The sequence below is a fragment of the Brenneria corticis genome, assembly GCF_003115855.1.
GTDB lineage: Bacteria > Pseudomonadota > Gammaproteobacteria > Enterobacterales > Enterobacteriaceae > Brenneria > Brenneria corticis.
In genome coordinates this window covers 27,585-41,917 of sequence record NZ_KZ819100.1, presented here as the reverse complement: position 1 = coordinate 41,917, position 14,333 = coordinate 27,585, and the positions used below count along the sequence as shown (strand labels likewise).

The window sequence follows — 14,333 nt, the reverse complement described above, 5'->3', positions numbered from 1 at the left end:
TAGATCAAAGTCCTGGCTGAGAGGCCAGGACTTTGTCATCAGTCTGAGCGGTCGTATCAGGACGACCGCTCTTTTTCAGCAGGTTACCACTCGTAGGCTACCGCAAATAACAGCGCGCGCCGTTGATGCTTTTGTTGCAAATAGCGGGCGTAGTGAATATGGCGGTAAGTGCGCGATTGCGCTTCCAGCCAGCGGCTTCTTCGACGCTGAACCTGACGCAACATCCGCCAGCGGCTGACTTCATTCCGGCTGCGTTTCATGGCATGACTCTTCTATCGATAACTCGCGGCGCATATTATACCCCCTTCATACCGCGATCCAAGCAGTGTTTACCTTTCCGTACCGGCGGAAAAGCGTCATTGCGCGCGCTGATTCGGCGCAAAGGCGTTTCCCCTTTAAGCAAACTATGCGTACACTTTGGCAATGATTTACAACAGGGACCCGTGCCGCGTTTATGACAACATTTTATGCCGTAATCAGTTGGTTACTTGTTTTCAGTTACTGGTTGATGATCGCAGGCGTTACGCTGCGAATTCTGATGAAACGTCGGACTGTGCCCTCAGCCATGGCCTGGTTACTGGTTATCTACATCTTGCCACTTGTCGGTATTTTCGCTTATCTCTCCTTCGGTGAATTACATCTTGGCAAACGCCGGGCGGAACGGGCCAGTAAAATGTGGCCGTCAACGGCGAAATGGCTGCGTGAGCTAAAGGAGTACCGGCGTATTTTCGCCACGGAAAACAGCGAGGTCGCCAGCGCGCTATTTCAACTGTGCGAACGCCGTCAGGGCGTGGGCGGCGTAAAAGGCAACCAGCTGCAACTGCTGACCACCTTTGACGACACCATTAAAGCCCTGATCCGTGATATTGAACTGGCCCATAACAATATCGAGATGGTGTTTTATATCTGGCAATCCGGCGGGCTTGTCGATCAGGTGATGTCGTCGCTGATTGCGGCCGCCCGGCGCGGGGTGAACTGCCGTATATTGCTCGACTCCGCCGGCAGCGTTAAGTTTTTCCGCAACCACTACCCGGAACTGATGCGCACCGCCGGCATTGAAGTGGTCGAAGCGTTAAAAGTGAATTTATTCCGCGCCTTTTTACGACGGATGGATTTACGTCAGCATCGTAAAATTATCCTGATCGACAATCGCATCGCCTATACCGGCAGTATGAATATGGTTGATCCCCGCTATTTCAAGCAGGACGCGGGCGTCGGTCAATGGGTTGACCTGATGGCGCGCATCGAAGGTCCGGCGGCGACGACGCTGGGAATTATTTATTGCTGCGATTGGGAAATGGAAACCGGTCAGCGGCTATTGCCGCCCGCCCCCGACGTCAATATGATGCCGTTTGAACAGGAAACCGGGCACACCATTCAGGTTATCGCCTCCGGACCGGGCTATCCGGAAGAGATGATCCACCAGGCGCTGTTAACCTCGGTTTACTCCGCGCGTAAACAGTTGATTATGACCACTCCCTATTTCGTGCCCAGCGACGACCTGCTGCACGCCATCTGCACCGCCGCGCAGCGCGGCGTGGATGTCAGTATTATCGTGCCGTATAAAAACGATTCGGTGCTGGTGGGGTGGGCAAGCCGGGCGTTCTTTGCCGAGCTGCTGGAGGCGGGGGTAAAAATCTATCAGTTTAAAGACGGGCTGCTGCACACCAAGAGCGTGCTGGTGGATGGGCAATTAAGCCTGGTGGGCACCGTCAACCTCGATATGCGCAGTCTGTGGCTGAACTTTGAAATTACCATCGTGATTGACGACGCCGGTTTCGGCAGCGACCTTTCCTGCGTGCAAGAGGATTATATCGCCCGCTCGACGCTGCTGGACCCGACGCAGTGGCAAAACCGGCCATACTGGCAGCGGCTGGTGGAGCGGCTGTTTTACTTTTTCAGCCCCTTGCTATAAATGCGTGGTTCCTCGTGTTCTAATAGCGCCATTATCTATTAACAGGACATTTGATATGGATTTGAATAACCGCCTGACCGAAGACGAAGCGCTGGAACAGGCCTACGATATCTTTCTCGAGCTGGCCGCCGATAACCTCGATCCCGCGGATATTCTGCTGTTTAACCTCCAGTTCGAGGAGCGCGGCGGCGCCGAGCTATTCGATCCTGCCGAAGACTGGTCAGAGCACGTGGATTTCGACCTCAACCCGGATTTCTTCGCGGAAGTGGTGATCGGGCTGGCGGAGCAGGACGGCGAGGATATTACCGATATTTTTGCCCGCGTCTTAATCTGCCGGGAAAAAGACCATAAGCTTTGCCACATTCTGTGGAAAGAATAAGCCGCCTCCTCTTTTGCCCCGCCTCGCCATACCTTCCCCTGCGCGACGGAGACGGCGATCACGCCTTCGCCGGCAGCAGCGACTGCGGATCAACCTTCAGGCAGGACACCGCATGCGTAAAACTGCCCTCCAGCAGCGGCCGGGTTTTGACGCACTCCGGTCCGACAATCGGGCAGCGCGTGCAGAACACGCATCCCGACGGCGGGTCGATGGGCGAAGGCAGCTCCCCCTCCAGTATCTGTACGCGCTTATTTCTCTCTTTATCGGGGTCCGGAATGGGTACCGCCGACATCAATGCCCGGGTGTAAGGGTGCTGCGGATGGCGATAAACCCGATCGTAAGTCCCCAGCTCCACCGCATGCCCCAGATACATCACCAGCACCCGATCGGAAATATGTTTTACCACCGATAAATCATGGGCGATAAAAATCAGCGACAGCCGCATTTCACGCTGCAACTGGCGCAGCAGGTTTACCACCTGCGCCTGTATGGAGACGTCCAGCGCCGAAACCGGCTCGTCGCAGATCACCAGCCGCGGCTCCAGTATCAATGCCCGGGCGATGCCGATGCGCTGACACTGTCCGCCGGAAAACTCATGGGGATAGCGATTAATCAGATTGGGCAACAAACCCACCTTCAGCATCATCTCCTTGACGCGCTCCTTCACCGCCTGGCGCGACAGTCCGGGGTTATAGGTTTTTAGCGGTTCGGCGATGATTTCACCGATGGTCATGCGCGGATTCAACGACGCCAGCGGATCCTGAAAAATCATCTGAATATCGCCGCGCGCCGCGCGCCACTGCGCCTCGCTCATTCCCAGCATATCTTTCCCCAGCCAGCTGATGCGCCCGGCGCTGGCCTTTACCAGACCGATAATGGCGCGCGCCAGCGTGGATTTGCCGCAGCCGGATTCGCCCACCACGCCCAGCGTTTCCCCCTCATATAAACGGAAGGTCACGCCATCCACCGCTTTCAGCGTCTTAGGCGGCTGCCAGAACCACTGTTTATCATCGCGGACCTCAAAATGCACCTTCAGATCGTCCACTTCCAGCAATACCACCTTTTCCTGCGCCTTATTCATAGCCCCTCCTCGACCGTTCTGAAACAGGCGCGCAGGCGGCCGTTATCAAAAGACTCCAGCGCGGGCGTTTTATGGCATACGTCCATCGCATAAGGACAGCGCGGCCGAAACGGGCAGCCTGGCGGCAGGCGCAGCAGATTCGGCGGATTGCCCGGAATGGTCGCCAGCGACTCATCCTCGGCGTCCAGGCGGGGAACGGCATGCAGCAACCCGACGGAATAAGGGTGGCTGGGATGATAAAAGACCTCGCGCGCGGAGCCATACTCCATGGTGCGCCCGGCGTACATCACCAGCACCTTGTCGCAAATACCCGCCACCACCCCCAAATCGTGGGTGATCATAATAATGGCGGTGTTGAATTCGCGTTTCAGCTCAGCCAATAACGTCATAATCTGCGCCTGTACCGTCACGTCCAGCGCCGTCGTCGGCTCATCGGCAATCAGCAGTTTGGGGCGGCACAGCAGCGCCATGGCGATCATCACCCGCTGACGCATGCCGCCGGAAAATTCATGCGGATACATTTTCATGCGTTTGCGCGCTTCCGGCATTTTTACCGCATCCAGCATGCTGACCGATTGGTCGAAGGCTTCGCTTTTGCTCAGTCGCTTATGCAGCATCAGCACTTCCATCAGCTGCTCGCCGACCCGCATATAGGGATTGAGCGACGTCATCGGATCCTGAAATATCATGGCGATCTCTTCCGCGCGCAGCTTATTCAGCTGACGCTCGGGCAAATTAAGGATCTCGCGGCCATGAAAACGCGCCGAACCGCTAATATGGCCGTTTTGCGCCAGCAGCCCCATCAGCGCAAAGGCGGTTTGCGATTTTCCCGAACCGGATTCGCCGACGATACCCAGCGTCTCGCCGGCGTTGAGGGTAAAATCAAGATCGTTGACCGCGGTGACCTCGCCATCCTGCGTGCGGAAGGTCACCCGCAAATTCCGCACCTTCAGCAGCGCTTCGCGCTCTGCTATTGAATCAATCCCGTTCATCAGGCCACTCCTCAGCGATCTTTCGGATCGAGGGCATCACGCAGGCCGTCGCCGATAAAATTAAAACAAAACAGCGTCACCACCAGAAACGCGGCGGGATAAAACAGCAGCCAGGGAGAAACCTCCATGGAATTGGCGCCGTCATTCAACAGCGCGCCCCAGCTGCTTAACGGCTCCTGGGTGCCCAGCCCCAGAAAGCTCAGAAACGATTCAAACAGGATCATGCTCGGCACCAGCAATGAGGCGTACACCACCACCACCCCCAGCACGTTCGGTACGATGTGGCGCAAGACAATGCCGCGCGTCGATACGCCGGACACTATCGCCGCTTCGATAAACTCCTTGCGCTTCAGGCTGAGCGTCTGTCCGCGCACGATACGCGCCATATCCAGCCAGGAGACCATGCCGATCGCCACAAAGATCAGCAGCATGTTCTGCCCGAAAAAGGTCACCAGCAAAATAACGAAAAACATAAACGGAAACGAGTTGAGGATCTCAAGCAAACGCATCATCACCGAGTCCGTTTTGCCGCCAAGATAGCCGGACAGCGCCCCGTATAAGGTGCCGACGCTGACGGCGACCAGCGCGGCCGCCACCCCCACCATCAGCGAAATCCGCCCGCCGATGGCCACGCGAACCAGCAGATCGCGTCCTGATGAGTCGGTGCCGAAATAGTGCCCGGACGTCATATCCGGCGGCGCCGACATCATGCCCCAATCCGTATCCGCATAATTGAACGGCGACAATAACGGCGCCGCGATGACAAACAGCGTAATCAGCCCCAGCACAATCAGGCTGGCCAGGGCGGCGCGATTGTGGATAAAGCGCTGACGGGCATCCTGCCATAGGCTGCGACCTTCGATTTCCATCTGCTCGCTGAAATTATCCAGGGCCTCAATATCTCTTCGATGCCAAAACATAGCGTCCCCCGGTTGATCAGTAGCGAATTTTCGGATCGATAACGGCGTATAACACGTCAATTATCGCGTTAAATAAAATCGTTAATCCGCCAACTAAAATCGTCAGGCTGAGCACCAACGAATAATCGCGATTCAGCGCCCCATTAACAAAAAGCTGCCCGATGCCCGGTAAACCAAAAATCGTTTCGATAACCATTGAACCGGTAATAATGCCGACAAACGCCGGCCCCATATAAGAGAGCACCGGCAGCATGGCGGGTTTTAAGGCATGGCGCAGAATAATGCGCCGCAGCGGCAACCCCTTGGCGCGCGCGGTGCGAATAAAATTGGAATGCAGCACCTCAATCATCGAGCCGCGGGTAATGCGCGCGATACTGGCGATATAAGAGAGCGACAACGCCACCATCGGCAAAATCATATATCTGGCCTGTCCGCCATTCCAGCCGCCCCCCGGCAGCCAGCGCAGCGTAATGGCGAAGATCAGCACCAGTAGCGGCGCCACCACAAAACTGGGGATCACCACGCCGGTCATGGCAAACCCCATTACCGTATAGTCCCATTTACTGTTTTGATTCAATGCGGCAATCACCCCGGCGCCGACGCCGAAAACCACCGCCAGCAAAAACGCCGCGGCGCCCAGCTTGGCGGAAACCGGAAACGACGCCGCCACCAAATCATTGACCGAATAGTCTTTGTATTTAAATGACGGGCCGAAATCCCCCTGCGCCAACTGCAACAAATAGTTGCCGTATTGCAATATCACCGGATCGTTAAGATGATATTTGGCTTCGATATTGGCCATCACTTCGGGAGGCAGATTGCGCTCGCCGGTAAAAGGACTGCCCGGCGCCAGGCGCATCATAAAAAATGATATGGTGATCAGAATAAACAGCGTCGGAATCGCTTCCAGACAGCGGCGAAAAATAAATTTTAACATTGCCCGCACCTATAAAACCTGCCAAATAAAAGCGGGCGGCTCATGCCGCGCCACCCGCTGTATTATCAGTGCTTAATAATATAAAGATCTTTTACGTAGATATTATCCATCGGATCTTTACCGGTTAAACCGCCGACATACGGCTTCACCAACCGGGTATTGGCGTAATAGTAAACCGGAACGATAACCGCGTCTTTATCCAGCAGCGCTTCGGCCTGTTGATAAACGGCGGCGCGTTCTTCTTCCGTCTTCACCCGCAGCGACCTGGCTATCAGCGCGTCAAAATCGCCGCTCTTATAATGGGAGGTATTACTGCTGCTGTCGGACAGCATGCTGTTGAAAAAGGTGGAAGGTTCATTGTAATCGGCGCACCAGCCAGCACGCGCAAGATCAAAAGAACCCTGGTGACGACTATCCAGGAAGGTTTTCCACTCCTGATTTTCCAGTTTTACATTTACGCCGATATTCTGTTTCCAGATGGAGGCCGCGGCTATCGCCAGCTTTTTATGCAAGTCGGACGAGTTATACAACAAACTAAAGGTCAGCGGTTTCTCCGCGCTATACCCCGCCTCCGCCAGCAGTTTTCTCGCTTCCTGATTGCGCTTCTCCTGCGGCCAGCCGACCCACTCCGGCCGCACGGAGATGATGCCGTCTATATAGGGCGGCACAAAACCATAAGCGGAAATATCCCCCTGACTTTTGACCTTATTGGTTAAAATATCCTGGCTCAGCCCCAGACGCAGCGCGGTTCTTACCCGCACGTCGTTAAACGGCGCCTTCTGGTTGTTGATTTCATAGTAGTAAGTGCACAGATAGGGGTTGACCTTCACTTCCTGCGGGATCTCTTTCTTTAACTTCTGGAACAGTTCTATCGGCAGGTAGTTATAAGTCATATCGATTTCACCGCTGCGATAGCGGTTAACGTCGGTGACTTCCGAAGCGATTGGCAAATAGGTAACCTGGTTAATCACGGTACGGGCGTTATCCCAGTACTGCGGATTGCGCGCCAGCACGATTTTTTCATTCACCACCCACTCTTTCAGCTGATAGGCGCCGTTCCCCACCCAGTTCTGCGGCTGCGTCCACTTTTCACCGAACGTCTCCACCGTGGTTTTGTTTATCGGCGACAGCGCGACATAAATAGGCAGTTTGTAAAAATAGGGAACCGCCTCGCTGAGCGTCACTTCCAGGGTATAGTCGTCCAGCGCTTTTACCCCCAGGGTTTCCGGGCTCTGCTTGCCGGAGATGATGTCGTCGATATTCAGCAGATGGCCGTATTGCAGGTAGCTGGCGTAAGGGGACGCGGTTTGCGGATCGGCCAGGCGCCGCCAGCTATAGACGAAGTCCTGCGCGGTGACCGGCTCGCCATTCGACCAGCGCGCGTCCTTGCGCAGATGAAAGGTCCAGACTTTAAAATCCTTGCTGTCCCAGCTTGCGGCCACGCCGGGAATCGGATGTCCGTTGACGTCTGAAATCACCAATCCTTCATACAGATCGCGCGCCACATTGGACTCGGGCACCCCTTCTATCTTGTGGGGATCCAGCGACGCCACTTCGGCGCCGTTGTTACGCACCAGAGTCTGTTCTTTCGCCAGTTCCACCCCGGAAGGAACCTCCGCCGCCCATCCACTGGCACATGACGCCATAACCAACGTCGCCATCATTCCGGCGACAACGTTTTTTTTCATTTTGTCCTTTTCCATCATTTATCCGCCCTGTTTTTATACCGCGATATATCCGGCTATTCACAGCCACACCTTAACCCCGTGCGCACCCTTAAACGCGAGCTGTTATAACCTACATCCCACTCGCATGATAAATAAGAAAAATTTATTAATAAGCATTGCCAACGAATGTATCCTGAAGCAATTAATAAGAGCATACACCGTCAATATTTTTAATATGCATGATATTCGGTTTCATATCCGTTAGAAAAGTCACTGAATAATACTGACAGGAAACATTGCTAATTATTTGATAATACAAGTTATTATCTAAAGAGCTTTAGTATGGGAATCAATATTATTCTTAAAAACAACATGTTAATAAAAATCGATCCGACGATAATCGCATCAGATCGACTGGTGCATAAAATAACGTCAAGCGTCGCATCCCCACCCCATAATGTGATGAATGTCATTAATTTCACAAAATAACACATAAGCAGACATGGTAGAAAGGGATACGGATCACGATTAATAGATAACGCCACAACGAAAATGCGCCCTAAGACATAAGTATTATTTATGAAAAAATTAAAGAGAGAGAGATGTGCGAATTATGCAAAAAGATGAGAATTACTCTCAACAACACCTTGCTGAAAGGAGTCAGCATAAGAAAAACTAGAGGGAGATCACAAAAAAAATAGTCTAAGGCGGGTATGCTGTCACTTATCCAGTTAAACCGACAAGCCACCGCGGTTTGTCTATTGTCAAACTGTGACCAAGCTCTTTGAGTCAATGAATATAGAAGAGTGTTGATGGAACCTCAAGTGTGGTTGCCCGGACAGGACCCGCGTTATCTATCTATACTTTTTACTGAGCAGACCATTGACTGAAAGAGTTTAACATTATCAGGAGAGCATTATGGCCGTAACCAATGTTGCTGAACTTAACGCACTGGTCGCAAGAGTAAAAAAGGCACAGCATGAATTTGCCAATTTTACTCAGGAACAAGTCGACAGAATCTTCCGGGCAGCCGCACTGGCTGCTTCCGATGCCCGGATCCCCTTGGCGAAGATGGCTGTCGCCGAATCCGGGATGGGGATTGTGGAAGATAAAGTGATTAAAAACCACTTTGCTTCCGAATACATTTACAACGCCTATCAGGATGAAAAAACCTGTGGCATCCTCTCCACCGATGACACATTCGGCACCATTACCATTGCCGAGCCCATCGGGCTGATTTGCGGTATCGTTCCGACCACCAACCCCACATCCACTGCGATTTTTAAAGCGCTGATCAGTCTGAAAACCCGTAACGGCATTATCTTTTCCCCGCATCCGCGGGCAAAAAACGCCACCAATAAAGCGGCGGATATCGTGCTGCAGGCGGCTATCGCCGCCGGCGCGCCTAAAGATATCATCGGCTGGATCGACCAGCCTTCCGTCGAACTCTCCAACCAATTAATGCACCATCCGGATATCAACCTGATTCTGGCGACGGGCGGACCGGGCATGGTCAAAGCCGCATACAGCTCCGGTAAACCGGCCATCGGCGTAGGCGCGGGCAACACGCCGGTTGTTATTGACGAAACCGCGGATATCAAGCGCGCCGTTGCGTCCATCCTTATGTCGAAAACCTTCGATAACGGCGTGATTTGCGCCTCGGAACAATCCGTGATCGTGGTAGACAGCGTTTATAACGCCGTCCGTGAACGCTTTGCCTCCCATGGCGCCTACATGCTGAAAGGCAAAGAGTTGCAGGCCGTTCAAGGTATTTTGCTGAAAAACGGCGCGTTGAACGCGGCGATTGTCGGTCAGCCGGCGGCGAAAATCGCTGAACTGGCGGGTATTACCGTGCCGGCGAACACCAAGGTGCTGATCGGCGAAGTCACGGAAGTTGACGAAACCGAACCCTTCGCTCATGAGAAGCTGTCGCCGACGCTGGCGATGTATCGCGCCACCGACTTTAACGATGCCGTGCTCAAGGCGGAAAAACTGGTGGCGATGGGGGGTATCGGTCACACGTCCTGTCTGTATACCGACCAGGACAACCAGACAGATCGCGTGAATCACTTCGGCGACATGATGAAAACCGCCCGTATTCTGATCAACACCCCGGCTTCACAAGGCGGGATCGGCGATCTGTATAACTTTAAGCTCGCCCCTTCCCTGACGCTGGGCTGCGGTTCCTGGGGTGGCAACTCCATCTCGGAAAACGTCGGTCCAAAGCACCTGATCAACAAGAAAACGGTAGCTAAGCGAGCAGAAAACATGTTGTGGCATAAACTTCCCAAATCAATCTATTTCCGTCGCGGCTCATTGCCGATCGCGCTGGAAGAGGTCGCTTCAGACGGTGCGAAACGCGCCTTTATCGTAACTGACCGTTTCCTGTTCAATAACGGCTATGTCGACCAGATCAACGACGTACTGAAACGTCAGGGGCTGGAAACCGAAATATTCTTCGAAGTTGAAGCGGACCCCACCCTGAGCATCGTGCGCAAGGGCGCGGAACAGATGAACTCCTTTAAACCGGACGTCATCATTGCGCTGGGCGGCGGTTCCCCGATGGATGCGGCGAAAATCATGTGGGTGATGTACGAACACCCCGATACGCATTTTGAAGAGCTGGCCTTACGCTTTATGGACATCCGCAAGCGTATCTACAAGTTCCCGAAAATGGGCGTGAAAGCCAAGATGATCGCCGTTACCACCACCTCCGGCACCGGCTCCGAAGTAACGCCGTTCGCCGTGGTGACCGACGATGCGACAGGTCAGAAATATCCATTGGCCGACTACGCATTAACCCCGGATATGGCGATTGTCGACGCCAACCTGGTGATGAATATGCCGAAATCGCTGTGTGCGTTCGGCGGGCTGGATGCCGTCACCCACGCGCTGGAAGCCTATGTTTCCGTACTGGCGAATGAATATTCGGACGGTCAGGCCCTGCAGGCGCTGAAACTGCTGAAAGAAAACCTGCCGGCCAGCTATCATGAGGGCGCCAGGAATCCCGTCGCGCGTGAACGCGTACACAACGCCGCGACCATTGCCGGTATCGCGTTTGCCAACGCTTTCCTGGGCGTCTGTCACTCCATGGCGCATAAACTGGGCTCGGAATTCCACATCCCGCACGGTCTGGCCAACGCCATGTTGATTGCCAACGTTATCCGCTATAACGCCAACGACAATCCAACCAAGCAAACCACCTTCAGTCAGTATGACCGTCCGCAGGCGCGCCGTCGCTATGCCGAAATCGCCGACCATCTGGGCCTGTCGGCGCCAGGCGACCGCACCGCGCAGAAGATCGAGAAATTGCTGAAGTGGCTGGAAGAAATCAAGGCGGACCTGGGTATTCCGACGTCTATCCGTGAAGCCGGCGTACAGGAAGCCGATTTCCTGGCGAAAGTGGACAAATTGTCCGAAGACGCCTTCGACGACCAGTGTACCGGCGCCAACCCGCGCTATCCGCTGATTTCAGAGCTGAAACAGATTCTTCTGGATACCTATTACGGACGCAAGTTCTCGGAACATACCAAAGAGACTGCCGAAGTCGCTGCCGCACCCGCAGCAAAAGCGGCGAAGCAAGCCAGGAAAGTGACTGGCTGACCCATTGCCAATAATCCTTACCATCATCGTCATCCCCGCGCATGCGGGGATCTACTTTCAGGTAGGACGTTGATATCAGGAAGATTCCTGCTAGCGAAGGCGGGACCTGCAGGAATAACGGATTTGGATTTCGCTATTGCGCATGGCTACTTTGTCAACGCTCCGATACCCTGACGGTTATACCGCCAGGGTTTTTTTACGCCCATAGCCGCTTTCAATCTCGTCTCCTGGCGCCTCAGCGCCCGTCTGCCGGGATCTTTCCCAAGAGGCGACTCACCCTTCCGGTTCACACAAAATAGCCCGAGAGTCTTGCTGTCGGGCTTTATTGCGGGAGAAATGGCTGAGAGTCTTATCGCTTTCCCTATTTGATTTCACCTCTGATCAGTCCCAACGCAATCTTATAATGCTTGCGGCAAACGGAAACATAGCTTTCATTACCGCCGATAACCACCTGTTCCCCTTCATCAAGAGGATTTCCCTGCGCGTCGAGCCGTAATACGCGGTTCGCTTTACGGCCGCAGTGGCAAATCGTTTTGAGTTCAATCAGCTTATCCGCCCAGGCTAATAAGTAGTGGCTGCCAGAAAACAGCTCGGCGCGAAAATCCGTGCGCAGGCCATAACACAATACCGGGATATCCAATTGGTCCACCACGTCGGAAAGCTCGCTGACCTGTTCGCGCGTCAAGAACTGGCATTCATCAATTAATACGCAATGAATCGGCTGGCTACGGTGTTCTTTCGCCAGCAGGTTAAATAGCGATGTCCGCGGATTAAACAATAGCGCCGGCGAAGAAAGGCCGATACGCGAACTTACCACCCCCACCCCGTCCCGGTTATCTATTTCTGCGGTGAAAACCAGCGCCCGCATACCTCGTTCCTGATAGTTATATGCCGACTGTAATAGCGCGGTAGATTTCCCTGCATTCATTGCTGAATAATAAAAATAAAGTTGAGCCATACCCGGATGCTCCAAAAGAGAGGCTATATCATGCATGCGCTAAAAATTTATTGTAACAACTCGGCGTTGGCCCATGCAACGGACTATTACTTACGCAAGCTCGCCGGGTTAGCGCAATTGATAGACGCAGCGGGATAAATGATATAAACATTCCTTATAAGGCAGAGCGCAGCGCAATATCTTATCGAGCAGATGGGCATTGAAAAAATGACGGATTAAATGTATTTTTAGCGCGGTGTGGGTTTTTATATTCCTGTAACACCGTGTGTGATATCTGTTTTAAAATGGCAATTTTTAACAAACTTACAAATTTGACTATTGCAGAAAAGAAAATAGCACTCTATTATCACACTACATACACGCCACCAATAATATAAATTTGAGATTATCACAATGAGCGAAGCACTAAAGATTCTAAACAACATCCGTACTCTGCGTGCCCAGGCAAGAGAATGTAGTCTGGACACTTTGGAAGAAATGCTGGAGAAACTGGAAGTCGTGGTAAATGAACGCCGCGAAGAAGAAAGCCAGGTTCAGGCAGAAGTTGAAGAACGTGCACGTAAATTACAGCAGTATCGTGATATGTTGATTGCAGACGGTATTGACCCTAACGAGCTATTACAATCTTTAGGCTCAGTCAAAGTCGCCGGTAAAAGCAAGCGTGCCGCCCGCCCCGCCAAATATCAATATACCGATGAGAATGGCGAAGTAAAAACCTGGACCGGCCAGGGCCGCACTCCGGCGGTAATCAAAAAAGCGATCGAAGAACAAGGTAAATCATTGGACGATTTCCTGCTCTAATTCGTTTTCGGATAACACAAAGCGCCAAAAACCCTTGATCTTTATCAAGGGTTTTTTGTGGAAAAAACAGTATGGCGGTGAAATTTTATGCTCTCCGCCTCTAATAAAGCAGAGAGCCGTCTTTACCGAATATTATTTCTCTTCCGCTTCAATCGTTTCCCGCAGCCATTGGGTGAGGTCGTCGCCCAGGCTATCATGGCGCAGGCCATATTCCACGAAAGCCTGCATATACCCGAGTTTGTTGCCGCAATCATGGCTAACGCCTTTCAGGTGATACGCTTCCACCGTTTCTTTTTCCATTAACATGGCGATGGAGTCCGTTAACTGAATTTCATTACCCGCTCCCGGCGGTGTTTTTTCCAACAGGGACCAAATTTCAGCCGAAAGAACATAACGGCCGACAACGGCTAAATTAGATGGCGCTTCAGAGGCCTTCGGCTTTTCTACTACGCCGACCATTGGCGCACTATCACCGGGTTTTAATTCCACCCCTTTGCAGTCTACTACGCCATAGCTGCTAACATTCTCAACCGGCTCAACCATAATCTGGCTATGCCCCGTTTCAGAAAAACGTTGCAACATTTCGCTCAGATTATCTTTCTGCAGATCCGATGCATATTCATCAATAATCACGTCTGGCAAAATAACCGCCACAGGTTCATCACCCACTAATGGATGCGCGCATAATACGGCGTGCCCTAATCCTTTAGCCAGCCCCTGGCGAACCTGCATAATAGTAACGTGCTTCGGACAAATAGATTGAACTTCTTCCAGCAGTTGGCGTTGAACTCGTTTTTCCAGCATGGCTTCCAGCTCAAAGCTGGTATCAAAATGGTTCTCAATTGAATTCTTGGATGAGTGGGTGACCAGAATTATTTCATTGATTCCCGCAGCGATGCACTCATTGACAACATATTGAATTAGCGGTTTATCTACCAACGGCAGCATCTCTTTGGGAATAGCCTTGGTGGCGGGCAACATGCGCGTTCCCAACCCCGCTACCGGGATAACCGCTTTTTTTACTTTTTTATTAAAAATAGACATAAACAACCTCTTATATATCGTTCAAATAATGAACTT

The 14,333-nt window shown here is 52.6% G+C and carries 12 protein-coding genes; 4 read left to right on the top strand and 8 right to left on the bottom strand.

What is annotated here, in order from left to right:
• Positions 1 to 83: 83 nt before the first annotated feature.
• Positions 84 to 260 (bottom strand): YciY family protein, encoded by a 177-nt coding sequence (locus DDT56_RS22115; protein ID WP_136168539.1) that lies wholly within the window; start codon positions 258 to 260, stop codon positions 84 to 86.
• A 194-nt stretch (positions 261 to 454) separates the two neighbouring features.
• Here DDT56_RS22115 and cls point away from each other — a divergent pair, with 194 nt between their 5' ends.
• Positions 455 to 1,915, top strand: a complete 1,461-nt coding sequence (cls, locus tag DDT56_RS22110) for a cardiolipin synthase (RefSeq protein WP_136168538.1) — start codon at positions 455 to 457, stop codon at positions 1,913 to 1,915.
• Positions 1,916 to 1,970: 55 nt separating this feature from the next.
• Positions 1,971 to 2,294 (top strand): HI1450 family dsDNA-mimic protein, encoded by a 324-nt coding sequence (locus DDT56_RS22105; RefSeq protein WP_136168537.1) that lies wholly within the window; start codon positions 1,971 to 1,973, stop codon positions 2,292 to 2,294.
• A gap of 58 nt (positions 2,295 to 2,352) precedes the next feature.
• On the opposite strand, the gene oppF is transcribed toward DDT56_RS22105, so the two are convergent.
• The 5 genes from oppF to oppA form a co-directional block, all read right to left on the bottom strand.
• Positions 2,353 to 3,375, bottom strand: coding sequence for a murein tripeptide/oligopeptide ABC transporter ATP binding protein OppF (oppF, locus tag DDT56_RS22100; RefSeq protein ID WP_136168536.1), 1,023 nt, complete (start codon positions 3,373 to 3,375; stop codon positions 2,353 to 2,355).
• Positions 3,372 to 4,367 carry an ABC transporter ATP-binding protein gene (gene oppD, locus DDT56_RS22095; protein ID WP_136168535.1) on the bottom strand — a complete coding sequence of 332 codons (996 nt, stop codon included), beginning with the start codon at positions 4,365 to 4,367 and terminating at the stop codon, positions 3,372 to 3,374. The genes oppF and oppD overlap by 4 nt, the downstream gene beginning before the upstream one ends.
• 11 nt (positions 4,368 to 4,378) lie before the next feature.
• Entirely contained in the window at positions 4,379 to 5,287 is a 909-nt protein-coding gene (gene oppC, locus DDT56_RS22090) for an oligopeptide ABC transporter permease OppC (RefSeq protein ID WP_136168534.1), read from the bottom strand.
• Positions 5,288 to 5,303: 16 nt separating this feature from the next.
• Positions 5,304 to 6,224 (bottom strand): oligopeptide ABC transporter permease OppB, encoded by a 921-nt coding sequence (gene oppB, locus DDT56_RS22085; RefSeq protein WP_136168533.1) that lies wholly within the window; start codon positions 6,222 to 6,224, stop codon positions 5,304 to 5,306.
• A 65-nt stretch (positions 6,225 to 6,289) separates the two neighbouring features.
• Entirely contained in the window at positions 6,290 to 7,927 is a 1,638-nt protein-coding gene (gene oppA, locus DDT56_RS22080; RefSeq protein ID WP_136168540.1) for an oligopeptide ABC transporter substrate-binding protein OppA, read from the bottom strand.
• An 882-nt stretch (positions 7,928 to 8,809) separates the two neighbouring features.
• Between oppA and adhE the strand changes: the two genes are divergently transcribed.
• The gene (gene adhE, locus DDT56_RS22075) at positions 8,810 to 11,494 is read left to right on the top strand and encodes a bifunctional acetaldehyde-CoA/alcohol dehydrogenase (protein ID WP_136168532.1); all 2,685 of its coding nucleotides are present in this window, start codon (positions 8,810 to 8,812) and stop codon (positions 11,492 to 11,494) included.
• Positions 11,495 to 11,855: 361 nt separating this feature from the next.
• Here adhE and DDT56_RS22070 read toward each other — a convergent pair whose 3' ends face one another.
• On the bottom strand, positions 11,856 to 12,452 hold the full coding sequence (locus DDT56_RS22070; protein WP_136168531.1) for a thymidine kinase: 597 nt from the start codon (positions 12,450 to 12,452) through the stop codon (positions 11,856 to 11,858).
• 393 nt (positions 12,453 to 12,845) lie between these two features.
• Here DDT56_RS22070 and hns point away from each other — a divergent pair, with 393 nt between their 5' ends.
• The gene (gene hns, locus DDT56_RS22065; RefSeq protein ID WP_009112886.1) at positions 12,846 to 13,253 is read left to right on the top strand and encodes a histone-like nucleoid-structuring protein H-NS; all 408 of its coding nucleotides are present in this window, start codon (positions 12,846 to 12,848) and stop codon (positions 13,251 to 13,253) included.
• 132 nt (positions 13,254 to 13,385) lie between these two features.
• Here the strand turns inward: hns and galU are convergent, their stop codons facing one another.
• The gene (gene galU / locus DDT56_RS22060; protein ID WP_136168530.1) at positions 13,386 to 14,297 is read right to left on the bottom strand and encodes a UTP--glucose-1-phosphate uridylyltransferase GalU; all 912 of its coding nucleotides are present in this window, start codon (positions 14,295 to 14,297) and stop codon (positions 13,386 to 13,388) included.
• Between the last annotated feature and the right edge of the window lie 36 nt (positions 14,298 to 14,333).

What these genes read in the sequence shown, in the direction of transcription:
- DDT56_RS22115 (WP_136168539.1), bottom strand. Translation starts at nt 260, where the DNA reads ATGAAACGCAGCCGGAATGAAGTCAGCCGCTGGCGGATGTTGCGTCAG.
- cls (WP_136168538.1), top strand. Translation starts at nt 455, where the DNA reads ATGACAACATTTTATGCCGTAATCAGTTGGTTACTTGTTTTCAGTTAC.
- DDT56_RS22105 (WP_136168537.1), top strand. Translation starts at nt 1,971, where the DNA reads ATGGATTTGAATAACCGCCTGACCGAAGACGAAGCGCTGGAACAGGCC.
- oppF (WP_136168536.1), bottom strand. Translation starts at nt 3,375, where the DNA reads ATGAATAAGGCGCAGGAAAAGGTGGTATTGCTGGAAGTGGACGATCTG.
- oppD (WP_136168535.1), bottom strand. Translation starts at nt 4,367, where the DNA reads ATGAACGGGATTGATTCAATAGCAGAGCGCGAAGCGCTGCTGAAGGTG.
- oppC (WP_136168534.1), bottom strand. Translation starts at nt 5,287, where the DNA reads ATGTTTTGGCATCGAAGAGATATTGAGGCCCTGGATAATTTCAGCGAG.
- oppB (WP_136168533.1), bottom strand. Translation starts at nt 6,224, where the DNA reads ATGTTAAAATTTATTTTTCGCCGCTGTCTGGAAGCGATTCCGACGCTG.
- oppA (WP_136168540.1), bottom strand. Translation starts at nt 7,927, where the DNA reads ATGGAAAAGGACAAAATGAAAAAAAACGTTGTCGCCGGAATGATGGCG.
- adhE (WP_136168532.1), top strand. Translation starts at nt 8,810, where the DNA reads ATGGCCGTAACCAATGTTGCTGAACTTAACGCACTGGTCGCAAGAGTA.
- DDT56_RS22070 (WP_136168531.1), bottom strand. Translation starts at nt 12,452, where the DNA reads ATGGCTCAACTTTATTTTTATTATTCAGCAATGAATGCAGGGAAATCT.
- hns (WP_009112886.1), top strand. Translation starts at nt 12,846, where the DNA reads ATGAGCGAAGCACTAAAGATTCTAAACAACATCCGTACTCTGCGTGCC.
- galU (WP_136168530.1), bottom strand. Translation starts at nt 14,297, where the DNA reads ATGTCTATTTTTAATAAAAAAGTAAAAAAAGCGGTTATCCCGGTAGCG.